At 73.3% G+C, this 20,521-nt stretch carries 18 protein-coding genes; 7 read left to right on the top strand and 11 right to left on the bottom strand.

Going from position 1 to position 20,521, the window contains the following annotated elements; genetic code table 11:
• From E1165_RS21095 to E1165_RS21085, 3 genes are all read right to left on the bottom strand, one after another.
• Positions 1 to 669 (bottom strand): sugar phosphate isomerase/epimerase (locus tag E1165_RS21095; RefSeq protein WP_132393517.1); only part of this gene is annotated, 669 nt, incomplete at its 3' end.
• Between the two features lie 41 nt (positions 670 to 710).
• Positions 711 to 1,862, bottom strand: a complete 1,152-nt coding sequence (locus E1165_RS21090) for a DUF993 family protein (RefSeq protein ID WP_132393515.1) — start codon at positions 1,860 to 1,862, stop codon at positions 711 to 713.
• Positions 1,859 to 3,010, bottom strand: coding sequence for a Gfo/Idh/MocA family protein (locus tag E1165_RS21085; RefSeq protein ID WP_132393514.1), 1,152 nt, complete (start codon positions 3,008 to 3,010; stop codon positions 1,859 to 1,861). Before E1165_RS21085 ends, E1165_RS21090 begins: the two co-directional genes overlap by 4 nt.
• A 159-nt stretch (positions 3,011 to 3,169) precedes the next feature.
• Here E1165_RS21085 and E1165_RS21080 point away from each other — a divergent pair, with 159 nt between their 5' ends.
• Positions 3,170 to 4,192 (top strand): LacI family DNA-binding transcriptional regulator, encoded by a 1,023-nt coding sequence (locus E1165_RS21080; protein ID WP_132393513.1) that lies wholly within the window; start codon positions 3,170 to 3,172, stop codon positions 4,190 to 4,192.
• Positions 4,193 to 4,209: 17 nt separating this feature from the next.
• On the opposite strand, the gene E1165_RS21075 is transcribed toward E1165_RS21080, so the two are convergent.
• From E1165_RS21075 to E1165_RS21040, 8 genes are read right to left on the bottom strand one after another with little or no spacing between them, the layout of a single operon-like run.
• Positions 4,210 to 4,818 carry a bifunctional 4-hydroxy-2-oxoglutarate aldolase/2-dehydro-3-deoxy-phosphogluconate aldolase gene (locus tag E1165_RS21075; protein ID WP_132393512.1) on the bottom strand — a complete coding sequence of 203 codons (609 nt, stop codon included), beginning with the start codon at positions 4,816 to 4,818 and terminating at the stop codon, positions 4,210 to 4,212.
• On the bottom strand, positions 4,815 to 5,879 hold the full coding sequence (locus tag E1165_RS21070; RefSeq protein WP_132393511.1) for a sugar kinase: 1,065 nt from the start codon (positions 5,877 to 5,879) through the stop codon (positions 4,815 to 4,817). The genes E1165_RS21075 and E1165_RS21070 overlap by 4 nt, the downstream gene beginning before the upstream one ends.
• A complete protein-coding gene (locus E1165_RS21065; RefSeq protein ID WP_132393510.1) occupies positions 5,876 to 6,724 on the bottom strand; it encodes a PmoA family protein in 849 nt (282 codons plus the stop codon). The genes E1165_RS21070 and E1165_RS21065 overlap by 4 nt, the downstream gene beginning before the upstream one ends.
• Complete coding sequence (locus E1165_RS21060; protein WP_132393509.1) at positions 6,721 to 7,323, bottom strand: hypothetical protein; 603 nt, start codon at positions 7,321 to 7,323, stop codon at positions 6,721 to 6,723. The genes E1165_RS21065 and E1165_RS21060 overlap by 4 nt, the downstream gene beginning before the upstream one ends.
• Complete coding sequence (locus E1165_RS21055; RefSeq protein ID WP_132393508.1) at positions 7,320 to 8,201, bottom strand: carbohydrate ABC transporter permease; 882 nt, start codon at positions 8,199 to 8,201, stop codon at positions 7,320 to 7,322. Before E1165_RS21055 ends, E1165_RS21060 begins: the two co-directional genes overlap by 4 nt.
• Complete coding sequence (locus E1165_RS21050) at positions 8,201 to 9,178, bottom strand: carbohydrate ABC transporter permease (RefSeq protein ID WP_132393507.1); 978 nt, start codon at positions 9,176 to 9,178, stop codon at positions 8,201 to 8,203. Before E1165_RS21050 ends, E1165_RS21055 begins: the two co-directional genes overlap by 1 nt.
• A gap of 29 nt (positions 9,179 to 9,207) precedes the next feature.
• Positions 9,208 to 10,551, bottom strand: coding sequence for an ABC transporter substrate-binding protein (locus E1165_RS21045; protein WP_132393506.1), 1,344 nt, complete (start codon positions 10,549 to 10,551; stop codon positions 9,208 to 9,210).
• Between the two features lie 19 nt (positions 10,552 to 10,570).
• On the bottom strand, positions 10,571 to 11,695 hold the full coding sequence (locus E1165_RS21040; protein ID WP_132393505.1) for a LacI family DNA-binding transcriptional regulator: 1,125 nt from the start codon (positions 11,693 to 11,695) through the stop codon (positions 10,571 to 10,573).
• 242 nt (positions 11,696 to 11,937) lie between these two features.
• Between E1165_RS21040 and E1165_RS21035 the strand changes: the two genes are divergently transcribed.
• From E1165_RS21035 to E1165_RS21010, 6 genes are all read left to right on the top strand, one after another.
• Positions 11,938 to 13,266 (top strand): Gfo/Idh/MocA family protein, encoded by a 1,329-nt coding sequence (locus tag E1165_RS21035; protein WP_132393504.1) that lies wholly within the window; start codon positions 11,938 to 11,940, stop codon positions 13,264 to 13,266.
• Between the two features lie 17 nt (positions 13,267 to 13,283).
• Positions 13,284 to 14,708 (top strand): glucuronate isomerase, encoded by a 1,425-nt coding sequence (gene uxaC, locus E1165_RS21030; protein ID WP_132393503.1) that lies wholly within the window; start codon positions 13,284 to 13,286, stop codon positions 14,706 to 14,708.
• Between the two features lie 114 nt (positions 14,709 to 14,822).
• Positions 14,823 to 16,127, top strand: a complete 1,305-nt coding sequence (locus E1165_RS21025; protein ID WP_132393502.1) for an enolase C-terminal domain-like protein — start codon at positions 14,823 to 14,825, stop codon at positions 16,125 to 16,127.
• Positions 16,118 to 17,620: a mannitol dehydrogenase family protein gene (locus tag E1165_RS21020; protein WP_371687372.1), complete on the top strand. Its 1,503-nt coding sequence runs from the start codon at positions 16,118 to 16,120 to the stop codon at positions 17,618 to 17,620. The genes E1165_RS21025 and E1165_RS21020 overlap by 10 nt, the downstream gene beginning before the upstream one ends.
• Before the next feature lie 43 nt (positions 17,621 to 17,663).
• On the top strand, positions 17,664 to 18,839 hold the full coding sequence (locus E1165_RS21015; protein ID WP_207916987.1) for a Gfo/Idh/MocA family protein: 1,176 nt from the start codon (positions 17,664 to 17,666) through the stop codon (positions 18,837 to 18,839).
• Positions 18,840 to 19,083: 244 nt separating this feature from the next.
• Positions 19,084 to 20,436 (top strand): polysaccharide lyase family 1 protein, encoded by a 1,353-nt coding sequence (locus tag E1165_RS21010; protein WP_132393500.1) that lies wholly within the window; start codon positions 19,084 to 19,086, stop codon positions 20,434 to 20,436.
• Positions 20,437 to 20,521: the final 85 nt, after the last annotated feature.

The raw sequence follows: 20,521 nt of genomic DNA, 5'->3' as shown, positions 1-20,521 counted from the left end.
GCGCAGCAGCGGGAAGTCGATGTGCCCGTCGCCCATCATCCCGCGGGAGAGCAGGGCGTCCGGCGGCAGCGGGGTGATCCAGTCCGCCACCTGGAACGCGGCGATCCGCGACCCGGCGCGGGCGATCTGCCGGTAGACGGTGTCGTCCCACCAGACGTGGTACGTGTCGACCACCACCCCGACCGCGCCCGGGTCGAACCGTTCGGCGATGTCGAGGGCCTGCCCGAGGGTGGCGATCACGCACCGGTCGGCGCAGAACATCGGGTGCAGCGGTTCGATGGCCAGCCGCACCCCGGCGGCGGCGGCCTCCGGGGCGAGTTCGGCGATCGCGTCGGCCACCATCTGCCGGGCCCCGTCGACGTCGCGGCTGCCGGGCGGCAGCCCGCCGGAGACCAGCACCAGTTCCCGGGTGCCGAGGGTGGCGGCCTCCTCGATGGCCCGGCGGTTCTCGTCCCGCCAGCCGGGGGCGGTGAAGAACCCGCCCCGGCACAGCGAGGTGACCTCCAGCCCGGCGTCGCGGACGAGCCGGGCGGAGCGTTCCAGGCCGTACTCCTGGACCGGCTCCCGCCACAGCCCGATCCCCGGCACGCCGGCCGCCGCGCAGCCGGCGACCACGTCGGTCAGCGGCCAGTGCTTGGCGGTGGCCTGGTTGAAGGAGAACCGTTCCAGCCCGGGGGCCGGGGTCACCCGGTTCACCGGGGCCGGCGCGCTCACTGGGCCACCCCCGCCACGGTGAAGTACGCCCGGGCCCGGGCGGCGGCCAGGTCGGCGTCCGGCAGGAGCCCCGCGGCGTCGGCCAGGGCCAGCAGCCGGGCCAGGTGCGCCGGGGAGCGTCCGGCCTGCTGCCCGGCGAGCATGGTGAAGTGGTCCTGGTGCCCGGCCAGCCAGGCGAGGAACACGATGCCGGTCTTGTAGTGCCAGGTCGGCGTGGCGAACAGGTGCCGGGCCAGCGGCAGGGTGGGGGCGAACACCTCGTCGTAGGTGGCCAGGTCACCGGCGTCGAGCGCGGCCAGCGCGGTGGCGGCGGCCGGCGCGATCGCGGCGAAGACGCCGAGCAGCGCGTCGGAGTGCCCCTGCTCGTCGCCCCGGATCAGCTCCGGGTAGTTGAAGTCGTCGCCGGTGTAGAGGCGTACCCCCTCGGGGAGCCGGCGGCGCAGGTCGATCTCGCGTTCGGCGTCGAGCAGCGAGACCTTGATGCCGTCGACCCGGGCCTGGTGGTCCTTGATCAGGTGCAGCACGGTCTCGGTGGCATCGTCCAGGTCGGACGAGCCCCAGTAGCCGGCCAGCGCCGGGTCGAACATGTCGCCGAGCCAGTGCAGCACGACGGGCTGGTCGGCGGCGGCGAGCAGCCGGTCGTACACCTGGAGGTAGTCGTCGGCGGTGGTGGCCGTCGCGGCGAGCTGCCGGCTGCACATCAGCACCGGCCGCGCCCCGGCGGCGGCGACCTCGGCGAGCTGCTCCAGGTACGCCTCGGTGATCAGGGGCAGCGTGCTCGGGCCGGGTGGGAGCTGGTCGGTGGCGACCCCGGCGACGATCCGCCCGCCCACCGCGCGGGCCTCGGCGGCACTACGCCGGATCAGTTCGCGGCAGGCGGCGTGGTCGAGCCCCATGCCGCGCTGGGCGGTGTCCATCGCCTCGGCCACCCCGAGCCCGTACGACCACAGGTGGTGCCGGAAGGCCAGGGTGCGCTCCCAGTCGACGGCGGCCGGGGCGCCCGGCACGTTCTCCGCGGCCGGGTCGGCGACGACGTGCGCGGCGGCGTAGGCCACCCGGCTCGTCGGCGGCCCGGCGGGGCGCGGGAAGCCCCGCCCCCCGCGCAGCCGGTACGCCTCGCCGCCGGGCAGGTTGACGGTGGCGCTCACCGGGTCAGCTCCGGCACCTCGACGCGGCGTCCCTCGCTGGCGGAGACCAGCCCCAGTTCGGCGAGCTGCACGCCGCGCGCGCCGGCGAGGAAGTCCCAGTGGAACGGGTCGCCGGCCACGACGTGCCGCAGGAACGCCTCCCACTGCACCTTGAAGCCGTTGTCGAACTCCTCGTTGTCGGGCACCTCGGTCCACTGGGCCCGGAAGTCCTCGGTGGCGGGCAGGTCCGGGTTCCAGACCGGCTTCGGGGTGACGGCGCGGTGCTGCGCCCGGCAGCGGCGCAGCCCGGCGACGGCGCTGCCCTCGGTGCCGTCGACGTGGAACTCGACGAGTTCGTCGCGGTGCACCCGGGTGCACCAGGACGAGTTGAGCGCGGCGACGACGCCGCCGTCGAGTTCGAAGATGCCGTACGCGGCGTCGTCGGCGGTGGCCGGGTAGCTGCGGCCGGCCTCGTCGACCCGCTGCGGGATGTGGGTGGCGGCGAGGCAGGTGACCGCCCGTACCGGGGCGAACAGTTCCTCGAGCACGTACTGCCAGTGCGGGAACATGTCCATGACGATGCCGCCGCCGTCTTCGAGCCGGTAGTTCCAGGAGGGGCGCTGGGCGGGCTGCCAGTCGCCCTCGAAGACCCAGTAGCCGAACTCGCCGCGGACGGAGAGGATCCGGCCGAAGAAGCCGCCGTCGATCAGCCGCTTGAGCTTGCGCAGGCCGGGCAGGAAGAGCTTGTCCTGCACCACGCCGGTGCGGATGCCGGCCGCGTCGGCGGCCCGGACCAGGTCCATCGCGGCCGCGCTGGACTCGGCGAGGGGCTTCTCGGTGTAGATGTGCTTGCCGGCCTCGATCGCCTGCCGGATGGCCTTCTCCCGCTGCTGGGTGACCTGCGCGTCGAAGTAGATCTCCGCGTCCTCACGGGCGAGCGCGGCGGCCAGGTCGGTGGTCCAGTCGGTGAGCCCGTGCCGCTCCGCCACGGCGCGCAGCCGGCCCTCGTCGCGGCCGACGAGGATCGGCTCGGGCCAGATCCGGGTGCCGTCGGGCAACGCCAGTCCGCCCTGTTCGCGCAGGGCCAGCAGAGACCGGACCAGGTGCTGGCGGTATCCCATCCGACCGGTGACGCCGTTGACGATGATGCCGATCGACCTTCGGGTCATGGTCGTCCCTTCATGTGTCACACTTCAGGTAAGCGCTTTCCTGGCAGCGTAGGTGTCTCCCACCGTGACAGGCAAGAGCCTCCGCGACGGATCTTGCGGTAGCCTGTCCGCGACCGCGCGGGACGCGGCACGTGGCGCGTACCGCGGAGGGGGTGACAGTTGGCGACGTTGGCCGACGTGGCCCGCCGCGCGGGCGTCTCCCCCGCCACGGCGTCCAGAGTGATCAACGGCAGCAGCAAACCGGTCGCCGACGAGCTACGCGAGCGGGTGCTGCGCGCCGTCGCCGAGCTGCGGTACGTCCCGAACGCGCACGCCCAGCTGCTGGCCCGACCACAGCGCAGCGTGGTCGGCGTGGTGGTGCACGACGTCTCCGACCCGTACTTCGCCGAGGTGACCCGGGGCCTGCAACGGGTGGCCACCGACCGGGGGCGGTTGGTCATCATCTGCAACAGCTACCGCGACCCCGAACGCGAGCTGGAGTACGTCGAGATGCTGCGCGGCCAGCAGGTCGCCGCGATCGTGCTGGCCGGCTCGGGTTACCACGACGCCGACTTCACCGCCCGGCTCACCGAGAAGCTGGCCGCGTACGAGGCGACCGGCGGCCGGGTGGCGGTGGTCGGCCGGCACGAGCACCCGGGCGACGCGGTGATGCCCGCCAACGACGTCGGCGGCCGGCTGCTCGGTGAGGAGCTGCTCCGCCTGGGGCACCGGCAGATCGGGGTGATCGCCGGTCCACGGGTGCTGACCACGATCACCGACCGGTTGGGCGGGCTGCGGGCCGCGCTGGCCGACGCCGGTGTCCCGCTGCCGGAGGACCACCTCCGGTACGCCGACTTCGACCGCGACGGCGGAGCCCGCGCCGCCGCCGCGCTGCTGGACGCCTGTCCCGGACTGACCGCGCTGGTGGCGCTCAACGACTCGATGGCCGTCGGCGTGCTGGCCCTGCTGCGGCAGCGGGGCGTCCGGGTGCCCGAGCAGATGTCGGTGGTGGGCTTCGACGACATGCCGGTGGCCGCCGACGTCACCCCCGCGCTGACCACGGTCCGGTTGCCCCTGGTCGAGTTGGGCGCCCGGGCGATGACCCTCGCCCTCGACCCGGGGTCCGCCGGCGACCGGTCCCGGGTCGAGGTGCTCCCCGCCACCCTGGTCCGCCGCGAGAGCCTCGGCCCCGCGCCACGCTGACCGGCCCACGTGGTCGTTCAGGCTCGCGCGGTGGCCAGTTCCGCCAGCCGGGGGATCTGCCGGGGGTTGGCCAGCGCCGACCCGACCGCGACCACCCTCACCCCGGCGGCGAGGAAGTCTCCCGCGTTGTCGGCGTCGATCCCGCCGGTGGCCACGAACCGCAGCTCCGGCAGCGGCCCGGCCATCGCCCTGAACCACTGCGGGCCGAGGCTCACCGCCGGGAACGCCTTGAGCCAGACCAGCCCGTGGTCGAGGGCCCGCTGCGCCTCGGTCGGGGTGGCGACCCCCGGCAGGTGCGGGATGCCGTGGGTCAGCGCCGCGTCGGCGATCGCCAGGTCGAGCCCGGGCGCGACGGTGAACGCCGCACCGGCTCCGGCCGCCAGGCGGACCTGGGCGGAGGTACGGACCGTGCCGGCCCCCACCGGCCGGCCCCGCTCCCGCCCGGCCTCGACGGCGGCCCGCAGCGACCGCTCGGCCTCCGGGGTGCGGATCGGCACCTCCACCACGTCGATGCCCAGCTCCCACGCCTGTTCGGCGAGGCGCACGGTCTCCGTCGGCGGCAGGTCGCGCAGGATCACCATCACCCGGGCGTCGGTGAAGATCGGCGCGAGGTCGTGCGACGTCATCCGCCGCTCCTTTCTGGTTCGGCTGGGCTCGGACCGATCGGCGCGGCGGGGACCAGCCCCGCTCCCACCGCGTCGAGCTGCGCCCAGGCGGCGTCGGGCAGGGCGAGCAGCCGGTCGAGCAACGCCCGCCCGGGCGGCGGCGCGGTGTCGCCGGGGACGGTCAGGGTGGGCGCGGCGCAGAGGTGGCCGAGCCGCAGGCAGTCGCGGGGGGCGAGGTCGCGCAGCAGCCCGGAGAGGAAGCCGGCGGCGAAGGCGTCCCCGGCGCCGACGGGCTCGCGTACCGGCACCCGCAGCGCCGGCACGAACACGGCCGTTGCGGTACGCGGCAGCACGGTCGCGCCGACCGCGGCGTCCTTGACCACCACCAGGTCCGGTCCCGGCAGCAGCGCGCGCACCGCGGCCGGGTCGGCGCACCCCCAGAGGGTGTCCGCCTCGTCCCGCCCGACGAGGACCACGTCGGCCCGGTCGGCGAGCCGGCGCAGCACCGGCGCGGCGGCGGCGGCCGGCCAGAGCCGGGCCCGGTGGTTGACGTCGAAGCTGATCCGGGCCGCGCCCAGCGGCCGGTCAGTCAGCGCGCGCTCCACGAGCGCGGCGCAGGACGGCGAGAGCGCGGCGGTCACCCCGGACAGGTGCAGCAGCCGGACCGTGGCCAGCCGCCGGTCGTCCAGCGCGTCCGGGCCCAGCCGGGAGGCGGCGGAGCCGGAGCGGTAGTAGTGCACGGTGGTGCCGTCCGGTGCCGGGTCCTTCAGGTAGACCCCGGTCGGCGCAGCGGGGTCTACCTCGACCAGGGCGTCCACCCCGGCGTCCGTGACGTGCCGCACCACCCGCCGCCCGAACGGGTCGTCGCCCACCCGGCTCACCCAACCGACCCGGTGTCCGAGGCCGGCGAGCGCCACGGCCAGGTTGGACTCCGCGCCACCGACCGAGATGCCCAGCCGGTCGGCCCGCTCCAGTGGCGCCACCGGGTCGGGGGTGAGCACCACCATCGTCTCGCCGACCGTGGCCACCTCCGGCCCGCCGGTCGCGGACCGGTCCGGCCCGGCCGCGGACCCGCCGGTCACGCGCCCTCCCGACGGTCCAGCAGGGCGGCGATCCGGACCCGGTCCAGGGTGCCGTCGGCGACCAGGACCGCGTGCCGGCCGGGCCGGTCTTTGCCCGCCGGCACCACGGCCGGGCGGTCGAAGGCGAAGGCCACGCAGACGCCCGGGTACATCGCGGTCCGCACGAACCACCGGTCGCCGGGGCCCAGCCCCGTGAAGACCAGCGTGTACGCCGCACCGCCCGGTGCCACACCGGTCATCGCCACCCAGGGCGCGGCGCTGCCGTTGGCGGCCTGCTCCCCCTCGGAGTCGGCGGTGAACACCGACGGTTCAGCGTCGGCCACCGCCCGCCAGAAGAAGCCGCCGTAGCCGGCCCCGCCGGGGCGACCGTTGGTGGCCGGGCTGCCCAGGTGGACGTCCCGGTCGGCGGGGGCGGTCAGGGTGTAGTCGACGTCCAGCCGCCACACGTCCGGCGCCACCGGCACCGCGCCGAGCCGGCGGCGCTCGGTGAGCAGCACGTGGCCGTCCCGGTCGCGCCACTGCGACTCGTGGTCCAGCCGGTCCGGGCCGCGGTCGACCCAGCCGGTGTGGGCGATCACGCCGTGGTCGTGCCGCCAGGTGTAGCCGATGCCGCGCACGTACGTCCGGCCGCCCCACAGGTTGGTGCCGTCGACGTCCTGCACCGCCAGGGACGCCCCGAGATGCCAGACGTGGTCGGCCGGGAACGCGTCGGTGACCGGGGTGCCGGCGAGGGTCCGGACCGGGTGCAGGTACGGCCGGGGGCCGTGCCTCGGGTCCAGGTCGGGGTGCGGCACGTACCGGGCGACCTCGACGTCGCCCACCCGCAGGGTCGGTTCCTCGGTCACGGCGTCACCACCCGGGTCAGCGGTCGGGCGACCGCGTGCAGGGCGGCCAGGGCGTACCCGGCGAGGATCGGCACCGCCACCGGGGTGACCAGCGTGGCGAGCAGTCCGGCGAGGACGCACACCGCGCTCGCCGCGGCCCAGGTGCCGGGATGGTCCAGCCCGGTACGCGCCGCCGCGCGGGCCGCGTCCCGCCAGCCCCGCCCGCCGGTGCGGCCGACCGCCACGACGACCAGCCCGGCGTACCCGGTCAGGGCGGCGGTGACCAGGGCGGTGACGGCCAGCGCGGGCGGCCCGCCGGGGACCCGACCGGCGGCGAGCGCGAGCAGGTCGGCGCCGAGGGCGATGGCGACGGCGAGCGCGACGGCGCTCACCGCCAGGCCGGCCGGCAGCGCCCTGGCGAACCGGGCCGCCGTGGTACGCAGGTCCGGCCAGCCGCCGTTCGCGACCCGGTCGTGCACGGCGGCGCTGGCTGCGGCCGCCGCCGGGGCGGCGGTGAGCAGCGGCAGCGCGGCCAGTGCCAGGAGGAAGCCGAGCAGCGCCAGGTCGGTGGCGTCGCGCAGGGTGTCCCGCCAGTCCCGGCGGGGTTCGGTGTCGCTCATCCCTTGAGTCCACTGGTGTTGATGCCCTCGACGAGCATCCGCTGGAAGGCGAGGAAGAACAGGAAGACCGGCAGCAGCGACAGCACGGACATGGCGAACATCGGCCCGACCGCGCTCTGGCTGGCGGAGTCGATGAACAGGGTCAGTGCCACCGGCACGGTGTAGTCCTCCAGGCTGGACAGGAAGACCAGTTGGCGGAAGAAGTCGTTCCAGGTCCAGATGAACGAGAAGATCGCGGTGGTGACCAGCGCCGGGCGACTCAACGGCAGGATGACGTGCCGGAAGATGCCGTACGGGTTCGCGCCGTCGATCTTGGCGGCCTCGTCCAGCTCCCGGGGGATGCCCCGCATGAACTGCACCATCAGGAAGACGAAGAACGCCTCGGTGGCGAGGAACTGCGGGATCAGCAGCGGCAGGTACGGCCAGTCGCCGCCGACCAGGCCCAGGCTGCGGAAGAGGATGTACTGCGGCACGATCAGCACGTGCCCGGGCAGCAGCAGGGTGCCGATCATGACGGAGAACCAGATGCCCCGCAGCCGGAACCGCAGCCGGGCGAAGGCGTACGCGGCCAGCAGGCAGGAGACCGCGTTGCCGAGCACGGTGAGCAGGCTGACCATGGCGCTGTTGAGGAAGAACCGGCCGAAGCTGAGGTCGAAGTTGCTCCACCCCTCGGTGTAGTTGCCCGGGGTGAACCGTTGCGGCAGCAGGCCGATGTTGTTGACGATTTCCTGCTGGGACTTCACCGACGTGCCGAGCATCCACAGCAGCGGATAGAGCACGACCGCCAGGATCACGACCAGGAGGACCAGCCGCAGGGCCTGCCGTCCGCCCGGCCTGCGGGCACCCTGCCGGGGTGCCGTCGAGGTCGCCGCCACCATCACCGCTCCCCGTCCGAGTAGTGCACCCAGAACCGCCCGGTGCTGAAGAAGACCGTGGTGATCAGCGCGATCGCGATCAGGAAGACCCAGGCCATCGCCGAGGCGTAGCCCATCTCCAGGTCGGTGAAACCGGAGATGTACAGCTTCAACGTGTACATCAGGGTCGAGTCGACGGGACCGCCGGTGCCGTTGCTGAGCACGAACGCCGCGGTGAAGCCCTGGAAGCCGTTGATGGTCTCCAGCACCAGGTTGAAGAAGATCACCGGGGAGAGCATCGGCAGGGTGACGTGCCAGAACTGGCTGAACCGGCCGGCCCCGTCGACCGAGGCCGCCTCGTACAGCTCGCTGGGCACCTGCTTGAGTCCGGCCAGGAAGATCACCATCGGGGCGCCGAACTGCCAGATCGCCAGCAGCATCAGCGTCTCCAGGGCCCACTCCGGGTCGTTGACCCAGGGCAGCCCCTCGATGCCGAAGAGAGCCAGGAACGAGTTGAACGCGCCGTCTCGGTTGAACATGTTCACCCAGACGATCGCCAGGGCGACGCTGCCGCCGAGCAGCGACGGCAGGTAGAACAGGCTGCGGAACAGTCCGACGCCGCGCCAGGCCCGGTTGAGCAGCAGCGCGACGCCGAGCGCGGCGGCGAGCTTCACCGGGACGGCCACCAGCGCGAAGGTGAGCGTGACCTGCACCGCGTGCCAGTACGACGGGTCGGCGGTGAACATCCGCTCGTAGTTGGCCAGCCCCACCCACTCCACCTCGGACAGCGGGGTGAGGATGTCGTAGTTGGTGAAGCTGAGGTAGAGCGAGAGCAGCATGGGGATCGCCGTGACGCCCATCAGTCCGATGAGCCAGGGCGAGAGGAATACGTAGCCGGCCAGACCTTCGCCGTGCCGGTCCCGGCCGGCCCCACGCCGGGGGGCGTGGGACCGGGCGGAACGGGTGGGTCCGGTTCGGCCGGGGGCCGTGGTGAGGGCCACGGGCCGGCTCCTTTCCGTCAGCCGCGAGGTCAGGCGATCGCGGACTTGCAGGCGGCGACGAACTGCGCCGCCGCCTCGGCCGGGGTGGCCCGGCCGTACTGAGCGTTCTCCGCGGCCTTGACCAGCTCGGACTTGACCTTGCTGTGGCCCTTGATCGGCACCTGCGGGGAGGGGCCGAACTTCGCCGCCAGCTCGGTCTCGACCGCGATGGACTGCTTCATCGCCGGGTCGGTCGCCGTCTCGCTGACCTTGGCCCGCAGGTCCATGTTCGAGGGCAGGCCACGGTCGGTGCCGAGCAGCGCCACCGCCTCCGGGTCGTTGGCCAGGAAGTTGATCACGTCGACCGCGGCGTCCCGGTTCTTGCTGCCCTTGAACACCGACCAGTACATCGACGCTCGCGCCCACTGGGCGCTCGGGTCACCCGGGTACGCCACGACACCCAGCTCGTCCTTGGTGTTCTTCTTCAGGTCGGGCATCTGGTTGACCCAGACCCAGGAGGTCGCCGACTTGCCGGTGACCACGAGCTGCTTGGTGATGTCGCTGGAGTTGCCCTCGTGGATCACGTCCGGGGTCGGGGTGGCGCCCCGGTCGCGGGCTCCCTTCCACAGCTCGAACCACCTGGTCACGTCCGCCTCGTCGAAGCCGAGGTCCTTGCCCTTGTACAGGTCCTTGCCCTGCTGGCGCAGCCACACCCAGAGCGCCTTGTAGTCGGCGCTCGGATCCTGCGTGCCGGGGACCTTGGTCTTCTTCGTCACCTGCTCGGCCCAGGCGATGTGCTCCTCCCAGCTCATGCCGGTGGTCGGCTCCGGAAGGCCGTTCTTGGTGAGCAGGGTCTTGTTGTAGACCAGGCCCTGGGTGTTCTCCCCGGCGGCCACGCCGGCGAGTTTGCCGTCGACGATGCCGTACTCCAGCAGGCTCTTGGGGAACTTCGACACGTCGAGCTTGCCGGAGTCCTTGTAGCTGGTGAGGTCGAGCACCGTGCTGCGGCCGGCGTACTCGGCGAGGTAGTTGTCGTCGATCTGGAAGATGTCCGGCGGGTTGCCGCCGGCGGTCAGCGTGGCCAGCTTGTCGAAGTAGCCCTGGTTGGCCTGCCAGGTCTTCTCGAAGGTCACGTTCGGGTTCTTCTTGGTGTAGAGGGCCAGGGCCTCCTCGGTGAGCTTGGCCCGGCCCTCACCGCCCCACCAGAAGATGGAGAGCTTGACCTTGTCGTCGCCGGCGTCGGCCCCGTCGTCGCCGCAGGCCGCGGCGCCGAACATCAACGGGGCGGCGACCACGGCGGCGACCAGGCCACGCAGGATTCGGCGGCGGGGTGCCCGGGTACGGAAGGAGGGTCCGACCGGCGAGCCGGCGGTGGGGGACGTTACGGGGTGCATCAGCGCTCACTCCTTGGCATTAGGAGGCGACGGCGCCACCGGTGGCGCCCGTCGGGCCGCCCGGGTCCGCACGGCGATGCGGGCCCGGGCCTTCCGACGTGCCACCGGGACGGGTTCGACCGGAGCCCGGCGCGGGCCCGGTCGAGTCGCGGATGACCAACTCGGTCTGGAGCATTACCTGTGCGGTGGTGCGACGGTCGCCGACGGCCGCTGCCCGTCCACCGCCGCGCGGGCGGGGCTCGGAGTCGTGTTGCAGCAGCATGTCGACGGCCGTCCGGCCGGCGGCCGCGGTCGGCGTGGCCACCGTCGTCAACTTGGGGCGGGTGAGCCGGCTCAGCGCGATGTCGTCGACCCCGACCACGCTGACGTCCTCCGGCACGCGGAGGCCGAGCTGGTCCAGCCCTTCGATCAGCCCGATGGCCATCAGGTCGTTGTAGGCGAGCACGGCGGTGACGCCGCTACGGCGTACCTGCTCGGCCTGCGCGCCGCCACCGGTCTCGGTGGGCGGGTTGGGACCGAGCAGGGTGAGCTCGGCGCCGCCGGATCGGGCGGCAGCCCCGGCCGCCCGTCGGATCTCGCGGTTGGTCCAGGACCCACGCGGACCGCCGAGCAGCGCGATCCGCCGGTGGCCGAGGCCGAGCAGGTGCTCGATCGCGGACCGGGCGCCCTGACCGACGTCCATCACCACGCAGGGCAGGCCGGCGACCTGGCGGTTTATCACCACCACCGGAACCTCCCGGCTGACCTGCTCGATGAGGCTGTTGCTCATCCGGGGGCTGCACAGCAGCACCCCGTCCACCTGCTTGGCCAGGGCGTGGACCAGTTCCTCCTCGGCGGAAGCGTCCTCATTGGTGTCGGCCACGAAGACGTGGTAGTCGCGGTGCCGGGCCTGGCCCTCGGCCGCCTTGATCAGCGGTGGGAAGAACGGGTTGGCGATGTCGGCGATGATCAGGCCGATGTTGTGCGTCCGGCCGGTGATCAGCGCCCGGGCCGCCCGGTTCGGCCGGTAGCCCAGATCCTCGGCGCAGGCCAGGACCCGGACCCGGGTTTCCGGGTTGACCAGGTGCGGCGCCGAGAAGGTGCGGGACACGGTGGAGATGTGCACACCCGAGGCCCGCGCGACGTCGCGGATGGTGGCTGGCACGAGCGGGCCCCCTCGTCATGCGTGTGGTTGCGGTCACAACAGTGCCGCCAATTAATGCAAACGGTTGCTCCGCTGTCAACGCCTCTTTGTTACGGCTCGATTGCGAAGGGATCCCTACCGGGCTACGAAGACCGCACTAATGCGGGCGAATGCCACGGGATTGGCAGGGGTCGTTGACGCGGTTCCCAGTCACATGGTTTCTTCGCTGCAAACCTTTGCAGCACGAGCGGGAGGTCGACCGCATGTCACCACCACCCGGGCGGCGGCGCCGCCACGCCCTGGTCGGCACCGGGGCCCGGGCCGAGATGTTCGTCCGCGCGCTGGTGACCGAACACACGGACACCACGGAGCTGGTCGCCTTCGCCGACGTCAACCAGCGGCGGATGGACGCCCACAACCGGTGGCTGGTCGACCTGGGCCACCCGGCCGTGCCGACGTACCAGGCCGCCGACTTCACCGGCATGCTCGCCAAGGAACGGGTCGACGTGGTGCTGGTGACCACGGTCGACTCGACCCACGACGAGTACATCGTCGCCGCGCTGCGCGCCGGCTGCGACGTCGTCACCGAGAAGCCGATGACCGTCGACGTCCCGGGCTGCCGGCGGATCCTGGACGCCGTCGCCGAGACCGGACGGCAGGTCACCGTCGCCTTCAACTACCGCTACAACCCCCTGCACGAGCAGATGCGCCGCCTGCTCGCCGACGGGGCGGTCGGCGAGATCGGGTCGGTGCACTTCGAGTGGCTGCTCGACGTGCGGCACGGGGCCGACTACTTCCGCCGCTGGCACCGGGACAAGGCCTCCTCCGGCGGTCTGATGGTGCACAAGGCCAGCCACCACTTCGACCTGGTCAACTGGTGGCTCGGTGCCGCGCCGGTCGAGGTGTACGCCGCCGGCCGGCTCTTCTTCTACGGCGAGAACGGCCGCCGGCACGGGTACGCCCGCGACTACGACCGGGCACACGAGTCCCCCGCCGCGGCCGACGACCCGTTCGCGCTGCGGCTGGCCGAGCATCCTCGGCTGCGGGAGCTCTACCTCGACGCCGAGATTGAGGACGGCTACCAGCGGGACCGCAACGTGTTCGCCCCCGGCGTGACGATCGAGGACGACGTGGCGGTGCTGGCCCGCTACGACAGCGGCGCGACGATGACCTACCACCTCACCGCGTACGCCCCCTGGGAGGGTTACCGGGTGATGGTCAACGGCAGCCGGGGCCGGCTGGAACTGGACGTCATCGAGAACGACTTCGTCAGCCCGGCCGCGGCCGGAGCCCTCAAGGGCGCGGCGCTGCACGGTGCCGAGGCCGCCGCCGAGGCCGGCGGCGCCACCCTCACCCTGCGCCCGTTCTGGCAGCCGCCGACCGTGATCCCGGTCGAGGGCCACACCCGCCAGGGTCACGGCGGCGCGGACGCCCGGATGACGAGGGTGCTCTTCGGCGGCGAGATTGATCCGCTGCACCGCGCCGCCACCGCCCGCGACGGCGCACTCGCCCTGCTCACCGGCCTGGCGGCCAACCGCTGCATGGAGACCGGTGCTCCGGTCCGGGTCGCCGACCTGCTCACCCTGCCCTGACCCTGCGAGGAGTCCCTGTGCCGACCCCTGACGATGTGCTCCTCCCCGCGGACCCGGGTGTCCGCGGGCTCGCCCGGGACCTGTACGCCCTGGCCGGGCCGCAGCCGATCATCTCCCCGCACGGGCACGTGGATCCGGCGATCCTCGCCGAGGACAGGCCGTTCCCCGACCCGGCCCGACTGCTCATCGTGCCCGACCACTACCTCACCCGAATGCTGCTCAGCCAGGGTGTCCCCCCGGCTCGGCTGGGTGTGCCGGCGGTCGACGGCAGCCCGGTGGAGACCGACGGGCGGACGATCTGGCGGCGCTTCGCCGCGCACTGGCACCTGTTCCGTGGCACCCCGTCGCGGCTCTGGCTGGAACGCACCTTCACCGGCGTGTTCGGGGTGACCACGCCGCTCTCCCCCACCACCGCCGACGCCGTCTACGACGAGCTGGCCGCCCGGCTGGCCGAGCCGGAGTTCCGGCCCCGGGCGCTGTTCGAGCGGTTCGGCATCGAGGTGCTGGCCACCACCGAGTCGCCCCTGGACGACCTGGCGCAGCACGCCAAGCTCGCCGCCGACGGCTGGGGCGGGCCGGGCGGCCGGGTGGTCACCACCTTCCGGCCCGACAACGTGGTCGACATGGAGTTCGACGGGTGGCGGGCCAACGTCGACCGGCTCGGCGAGATCGCCGGCGAGGACACCGGAACGTACACCGGTTACCTGGCCGCGCTGCGGGCCCGGCGGGCGGCGTTCATCGCGGCCGGGGCCACCTCCTCCGACCACGGCCACCCCACCGCCCGTACCCTGGCGCTCGACCCGGCGCAGGCCGCCGCCCTGTACGACAAGGGCCTGCGCGGCGAGACCGACGCGGCCGACGCCGAGGCGTTCCGGGCGCACATGCTGGTGGAGTTCGCCCGGATGTCGCTGGACGACGGTCTGGTCCTGCAACTGCACCCCGGGGCGGCCCGCAACCACAACCGCTGGTTGTACGCCACCCACGGCCGGGACGTCGGCGGTGACGTGCCGCAGGCCACCGAGTACGTCCACGCCCTCGCCCCGCTGCTCGACGCGTACGGCAACGATCCCCGGCTGCGGGTGGTGGTCTACACCCTCGACGAGTACACGTTCAGCCGGGAACTGGCCCCCCTGGCCGGCGGCTACGCCGCGCTCTACCTCGGCGCGCCCTGGTGGTTCCTGGACTCCCCCGAGGTGCTGCGGCGCTTCCGCGAGGCGGTCACCGAGTCGGCCGGTTTCTACAACACCGCCGGGTTCGTCGACGACACCCGCGCGTTCTGCTCCATCCCGGTACGCCACGACGTGGCCCGCCGCGTCGACGCCGGCTTCCTCGCCCGGCTGGTCGCCGAGCACCGGCTGACCGAGGACGAGGCCGCCGAGACCATCGTCGACCTGGCGTACCGGCTACCGAAGCGGGTCTTCCGGTTCGAGGAGTCAGCGTGAGCGCGAGGAGCGCAGCGCAGCGAAGCACCGCAGTCGCGAACGAAAGGGCAACACGGTGAGCGCGAGGAGCGCAGCGCAGCGGAGCACCGCAGTCGCGAACGAAAGGGCAACAGCATGAGCACCAGGATCGTCGGCGTCGACGTGCACGACGTCCGCTTCCCCACCGCGGCGGCCGGCGACGGCTCCGACGCGATCAACAAGGGCGACTACTCGGCCACCTACGTCGAGCTGCGCACCGACGGCGGCCCGACGGGCGCCGGGTTCACCTTCACCAACGGCCGGGGCAACGAGATCACCTGCGCCGCCGTGCGTGCCCTGGCCCACCACGTGCGGGACCGCACGGTCGAGGAGATCGCCGCCGCGCCGGTGGCCTTCTGGCGGTCGCTCGTGGCGGACGTGCAGCTGCGCTGGCTGGGCCCGGAGAAGGGGGTCATCCACATGGCCACCGGCGCGCTGGTCAACGCGGTGTGGGACCTGCGCGCCAAGCTCGCCGGCAAGCCGATGTGGCGCTACCTCGCGGAGCTGCCCACCGAGGAGTTGGTGGCGAACGTCGACTTCCACCACATCACCGACGCGCTCACCCCCGACGAGGCGGCGGCCATCCTCGACAAGGGCCGCGACGGGCTCGCCGACCGGCTCGCCGAGCTGGAACGCGACGGGTTGCCGTCGTACACCACGTCGGTGGGCTGGCTGGGGTACCCGGACGACAAGGTCCGGGCGCTGACCCGCGAGGCGTACGCCCAGGGGTGGCGGGCGATGAAGATGAAGGTCGGCGGGCCGCCCGAGGACGACCTGCGCCGGGCCCGGATCATCCGGGCGGAGATCGGCCCGGACGCGTTGCTGATGATGGACGCCAACCAGGTCTGGGACGTCGACGAGGCGATCACCAACATGGCGGCGCTGGCCGAGGTGGACCCGTACTGGATCGAGGAGCCGACGCACGCCGACGACGTGCTCGGTCACGCCCGGATCGCCCGGGCGGTCACCGAACTGACCGGCGGCCGGTGCCGGGTCGCCACCGGCGAGGTCGCCGCGAACCGGGTGATCTTCAAGCAGCTCCTGCAGGCCGAGGCGATCGGTGTGATGCAGATCGACGCCTGCCGGGTCGGCGGGGTCAACGAGGTCCTGGCGGAGCTGCTGATGGCGGCGAAGTTCGGGGTGCCGGTCTGCCCGCACGCCGGGGGCGTCGGCCTGTGCGAGTACGTGCAGCACCTGACCGCCTTCGACTTCCTCCGCGTCGGCACCAGCCTCCAGGGGCGGATGGTGGAGTACGTCGACCACCTGCACGAGCACTTCGTCGACCCGGTCCGCACCCGCGACGGCCGCTACGTCCTGCCCACCGCCCCCGGCTACAGCACCACGATGAAGCCGGAGTCGATCGCCGGGTTCCGCTTCCCGGAGGGCCCGGCGTGGCGGTGAGCGTCAGCACGGAACTGCTCGGCCTGGCCACCCTGCGAAGGGTGCCGGCCGAGAGCCGGCCGCTGGTGCGTCCCGGCACGGTGCGGGCCGGCATCGTCCACCTCGGGCTGGGCGCGTTCCACCGCGCCCACCAGGCGGTGTACACCGAGGCGGCGATCGGTGCGGCGGGCGGGGACTGGGGGATCGTCGGGGTCGCCCCGCGCAGCACCGCGCTGGTGGAGGCCCTCACGGCGCAGGACGGCCTGTTCAGCGTCACCACGCTCTCCACCGACGGCGCCGACACCCGGGTGGTCGGGTCGCTGTCCGGGGTACGACACGCGGCCAGTGACCCGGCGGCCGTGGTCGCCCTGCTCGCCGACCCGGCGATCCGGGTGGTGACGCTGACGGTCACGGAGAAGGCGTACCAGCTCGACCCGGTGAGCGGGGTGCTGCGGGCCGATCCGCGGCTGACCCTCGACCTGGCCACCGACCGACCACCGCAGACCGTCCCCGGGCTGCTGGTACGCGGGCTGCTCGCCCGGGCCGCCGCCGACGCGGGGCCGATCGCGCTGGTCAGCTGCGACAACCTGCCCGCCAACGGGCGGCGGCTGCGGGGACTGGTGCAGCAGTCGCTGACCCTGGCCGGCACCCCGGACGCGATACTGGAGCGGCTCGCCACGCAGGTCGCCTTCCCGGGCACCATGGTGGACCGGATCGTTCCGGCCAGCACCGACGAGACCCTGGCCACCGCCCGTGCGGCGCTCGGGGTGGCGGACTTGGCGGCGGTGGCCGCTGAGCCGTACGCCCAGTGGGTGGTGGAGGACGACTTCCCCGGCGGCCGGCCGGCCTGGGAGCGGGCCGGGGCGGTGCTCACCGACGACGCGGGCCCGTGGGAGCGGCTCAAGCTGCGCGGCCTCAACGGTGTGCACTCGGCGGTGGCCTACCTGGGCGCGTTGGCCGGCTGCGAGACGATCGCCGACGCCCTGGCCCTGCCCGGCCTGACCGGGGTGCTGCGCCGGTTCGTCGCGGAGGACGTGGCATGCAGCTTCACCCCGCCCGACGGGGTCCGGGTGGTCGACTACGGCGACGAGGTGCTGGCCCGCTTCGCCAACCCGGCCATCCGGCACCGCACGCTGCAGGTGGCGATGGACGGCTCGCAGAAGTTGCCGCAGCGGGTCCTGCACACCATCGCCGACCTGCGCGCCGAGGGCCGGCCAGCGCACTGGGGCGCGCTGGTCGTGGCGGCCTGGCTGCGGTTTCTCGGGGGGCGGGCCGACGACGGCCGGCAGTTGCCGCTGGACGACCCGCTCGCCGACCGGATCCGGACCGTGCTGGCCGCCGCGCCGGACACCCCGGCGGGCACGGTGGATGCCGTGTTCGCGCTGCGCGAGGTCTTCCCGGCCGCGCTGGCCGAGGACGACCAGGTGCGGGCCGAGGTGACCGGCTGGCTGACCGCCCTGCGCGAGCACGGCGTGGCGGCGACCCTGCGGGGGCACCGTGAGCGCGAGGAGTGAGCCGGGTCTGCGAGCCCCGCAGCCGCGAACCGAGGACGGCACCGTGAGCGGGCCCCGGGTGGCGATAGTCGGGGCGAACGGGCACGGCCGCTGGCATCGGCGGGCGGTCGCCCCGCTGCACGAGGCCGGTCGGGTGCGGCTGGTGGCGTTGGTCGACGTCCGTCCGATCGAGGACGAGCCGTTGGCGCCGGTCCCGGCGGGCGTCACGGTCCACACCGACCATCGGGAGATGCTGGCCGTGGCCCGGCCGGACGTGGTGGTGGTCTGTACCCCGCCGCACACCCACCTGCCGATCGCTCTGGACGTCCTCGCGGTGGGTGCGGACCTGCTGTTGGAGAAACCGCCGGTGCTTTCCATGGCTGAGCACCGGACGCTGGCGCGGGCGCTGGCGGACACCGGCCGGGCCTGTCAGGTGGGCTTCCAGGCGTTGGGTTCGGCCGCGCTGGCCGAGTTGGCGGCGGCGATCCGGCGGGGCGTGCTCGGCACGGTCACCGGCATCGGCACGGTCGCCGCGTGGCAGCGCACCGACGGCTACTACGCCCGTTCTCCGTGGGCCGGGCGGCGTTCCCTGAACGGCCGGCCGGTGCTGGACGGGGCGCTGGCGAACCCGCTGGCGCACGCGGTGATGCAGTGCCTGGCGGTGGCCGAGGTCGTCACCGGCGCGCCGGTGCGCCCGGCTCGTGTCGAGGTGGAGCGGTACCGGGTGCGCCCCATCGAGGTGGACGACACCGCGGCCCTGCGGGTCGTCGGTCACGCCGGGCCGCCGATCGTGGCCGCGGTGACGCTCGCCGGTGAGGACTTCCTCGCCGGGGAGGTCCTGGTGACCGGCACCGCGGGTCGGGCAGTGCTGGAGTACAAGACCGACCGGCTGTTGCTGCCCGGCGACGACGTGCCGCGTGCGGTGCCTGGCCGGAGGGGTCTGCTGGAGAACCTGGTGGCGCACCGGGCCGACCCGGGCGGGGTGGCGTTGATCGCGCCGCTGGCCCGGACCGCGCCGTTCACCGCTGTGCTGGAGGGGGTCCAGGCCGCACCCGAGCCGACACTGCTCGACGGCGACCTGGTGACCGTCACCGGGGCGGGGGCGGACCGGGTGGTGACGGTACGCGGGGTGAACGCGGTCCTGCGTCGGGCGGCCGAGCGGGGCGCGTTGCTGTCGGAGCTGGCGGTGCCGTGGGCGGTGCCACCGGTACGCGCGGAGCTGGCGGAGGAGGGCGGCTGAGCCGGGCCCGTTGCGTGGGCCACGGAAGACAAACTGCAAACGTCGCACACCCGAAGCGCCGAGAAATCGGACGCTACCGTCGCCTTCCGGACCGCGACCGGCCGGGCAAGAACACCTTGTCCCGATTAGCTGCAAAATAACTGCATATTTGTATCATTGACTCTCTTGAAGGCTTCTCCCTACTGTCGGGTCATCGGCGTTTCCCCAGGAACACGCCGCACTGATCGCAGACTCGGAGAGCTTCATGCGTCCACGTTCTTCCGGGGCGGCCCTGGTCGCCCTCTCCCTGGTCCTCGTGCCGGGCGCGGCAGCGACCGCCGCGCCCGGCCCCGCCGTGTCAACGCCGCGCTGGGTCGAGGCGTTCGCCCGGCAGACCCTGCCCGCCGGCGACGGCTGGGCCGCCGACGGGGTCGGCACCACCGGCGGCGCGGCGGCCACCGCCGACCAGGTGCACCTGGTCCGCACCCGGGCCGAACTGGTCCGCGCGCTGGGCGGCGACAACGCCACCAACAAAACCAACGCCACCCCCAAGGTGATCGTCGTCGACGGGACCGTCGACGGGTTCGAGGCCGACGACGGCACCCTGCTCGACTGCGCCGACCTCGCCGACCCGGAGTACTCGCTGCCGGCATACCTGGCCGCGTACGACCCGGCGGTGTGGGGCCGAGTGGCGCCGAGCGGGGCGTTGGAGGCGGCCCGGGTGCGCTCGGTGTCCAGGCAGACGCGGCAGACGCAGATCAACGTCGGCCCCAACACCACCCTTGTCGGGCTGCGCGGGGCCCGCCTGACCGGGCTGACCCTGATGATCGACGGGGCCAGCAACGTCATCGTCCGCAACCTCACCTTCGACGACGCCCGGGACTGCTTCCCGGCCTGGTCGCCCACCGACGGTGACACCGGCAACTGGAACTCCCAGTACGACCAGATCTCGGTACGTCGCAGCGAGCACGTCTGGATCGACCACAACACCTTCACCGACGGCGACAACCCGGACAGCGCCCAACCGGTGTACTTCGGCCGCCCGTACCAGGTGCACGACGGGTCGCTGGACATCACCCACACCGCCAGCCTGGTCACCGCCTCGTGGAACCGGTTCACCGGGCGGGACAAGGTGATGCTGATCGGCTCGTGGAACACCGTCGGCCCGGACGTCGGTCGGCTGCGGGTGACCCTGCACCACAACCTCTTCGACCGGGTCCTCCAGCGGCTGCCCCGGGTCCGGTTCGGTCAGGTCGACATCTACAACAACTGGTACCGGCTCGCCGGCGACGACTTCTCGTACGCCATCGGCGTCGGCGTGCAGTCCGCCGTGTACGCCGAGAACAACTACTTCACCCTCGGCGCCGGCATCACCGCCGGGAGCCTGCTCCACGACTGGGGCGGCACCGCCGTCACCACCCGGGGCAACTGGGTGCGCGCCGACGGCGACCGCCCCCGCCCGGTCGACCTGGTCGCCGCGTACAACGCCGACCACGACCCGGACCTGGGCGCCGACGCCGGCTGGACCCCGACGCTGCGCGCCGGCCACGTGCTGCCCGCGCCGGTGCTCCCGCCCACGGTCGGCGCGCTCGCCGGGGCGGGCCGGCTGCCGCTGTAGACCCGCGGTCGCACCGTGGTCCGGCGGTGCGACCGCAGGACGGTGGGCCGCCGCGCCTGGCGCTCAGCGCGGGGGCCCGCCACCC

The organism is Micromonospora sp. KC723 (assembly GCF_004348595.1).
Classification (GTDB): domain Bacteria; phylum Actinomycetota; class Actinomycetes; order Mycobacteriales; family Micromonosporaceae; genus Micromonospora.
The sequence above is the reverse complement of the archived record's forward strand: the minus strand, read 5'-3'. Positions and strand labels throughout refer to the sequence as shown.

Bases quoted from the DNA above. Each gene is read 5' to 3' on its own strand.
- E1165_RS21055 (WP_132393508.1), bottom strand. From the start codon at position 8,201: ATGGTGGCGGCGACCTCGACGGCACCCCGGCAGGGTGCCCGCAGGCCG.
- E1165_RS21075 (WP_132393512.1), bottom strand. From the start codon at position 4,818: ATGACGTCGCACGACCTCGCGCCGATCTTCACCGACGCCCGGGTGATG.
- E1165_RS21060 (WP_132393509.1), bottom strand. From the start codon at position 7,323: ATGAGCGACACCGAACCCCGCCGGGACTGGCGGGACACCCTGCGCGAC.
- E1165_RS21010 (WP_132393500.1), top strand. From the start codon at position 19,084: ATGCGTCCACGTTCTTCCGGGGCGGCCCTGGTCGCCCTCTCCCTGGTC.
- E1165_RS21035 (WP_132393504.1), top strand. From the start codon at position 11,938: ATGTCACCACCACCCGGGCGGCGGCGCCGCCACGCCCTGGTCGGCACC.
- E1165_RS21045 (WP_132393506.1), bottom strand. From the start codon at position 10,551: ATGCACCCCGTAACGTCCCCCACCGCCGGCTCGCCGGTCGGACCCTCC.
- E1165_RS21085 (WP_132393514.1), bottom strand. From the start codon at position 3,010: ATGACCCGAAGGTCGATCGGCATCATCGTCAACGGCGTCACCGGTCGG.
- E1165_RS21025 (WP_132393502.1), top strand. From the start codon at position 14,823: ATGAGCACCAGGATCGTCGGCGTCGACGTGCACGACGTCCGCTTCCCC.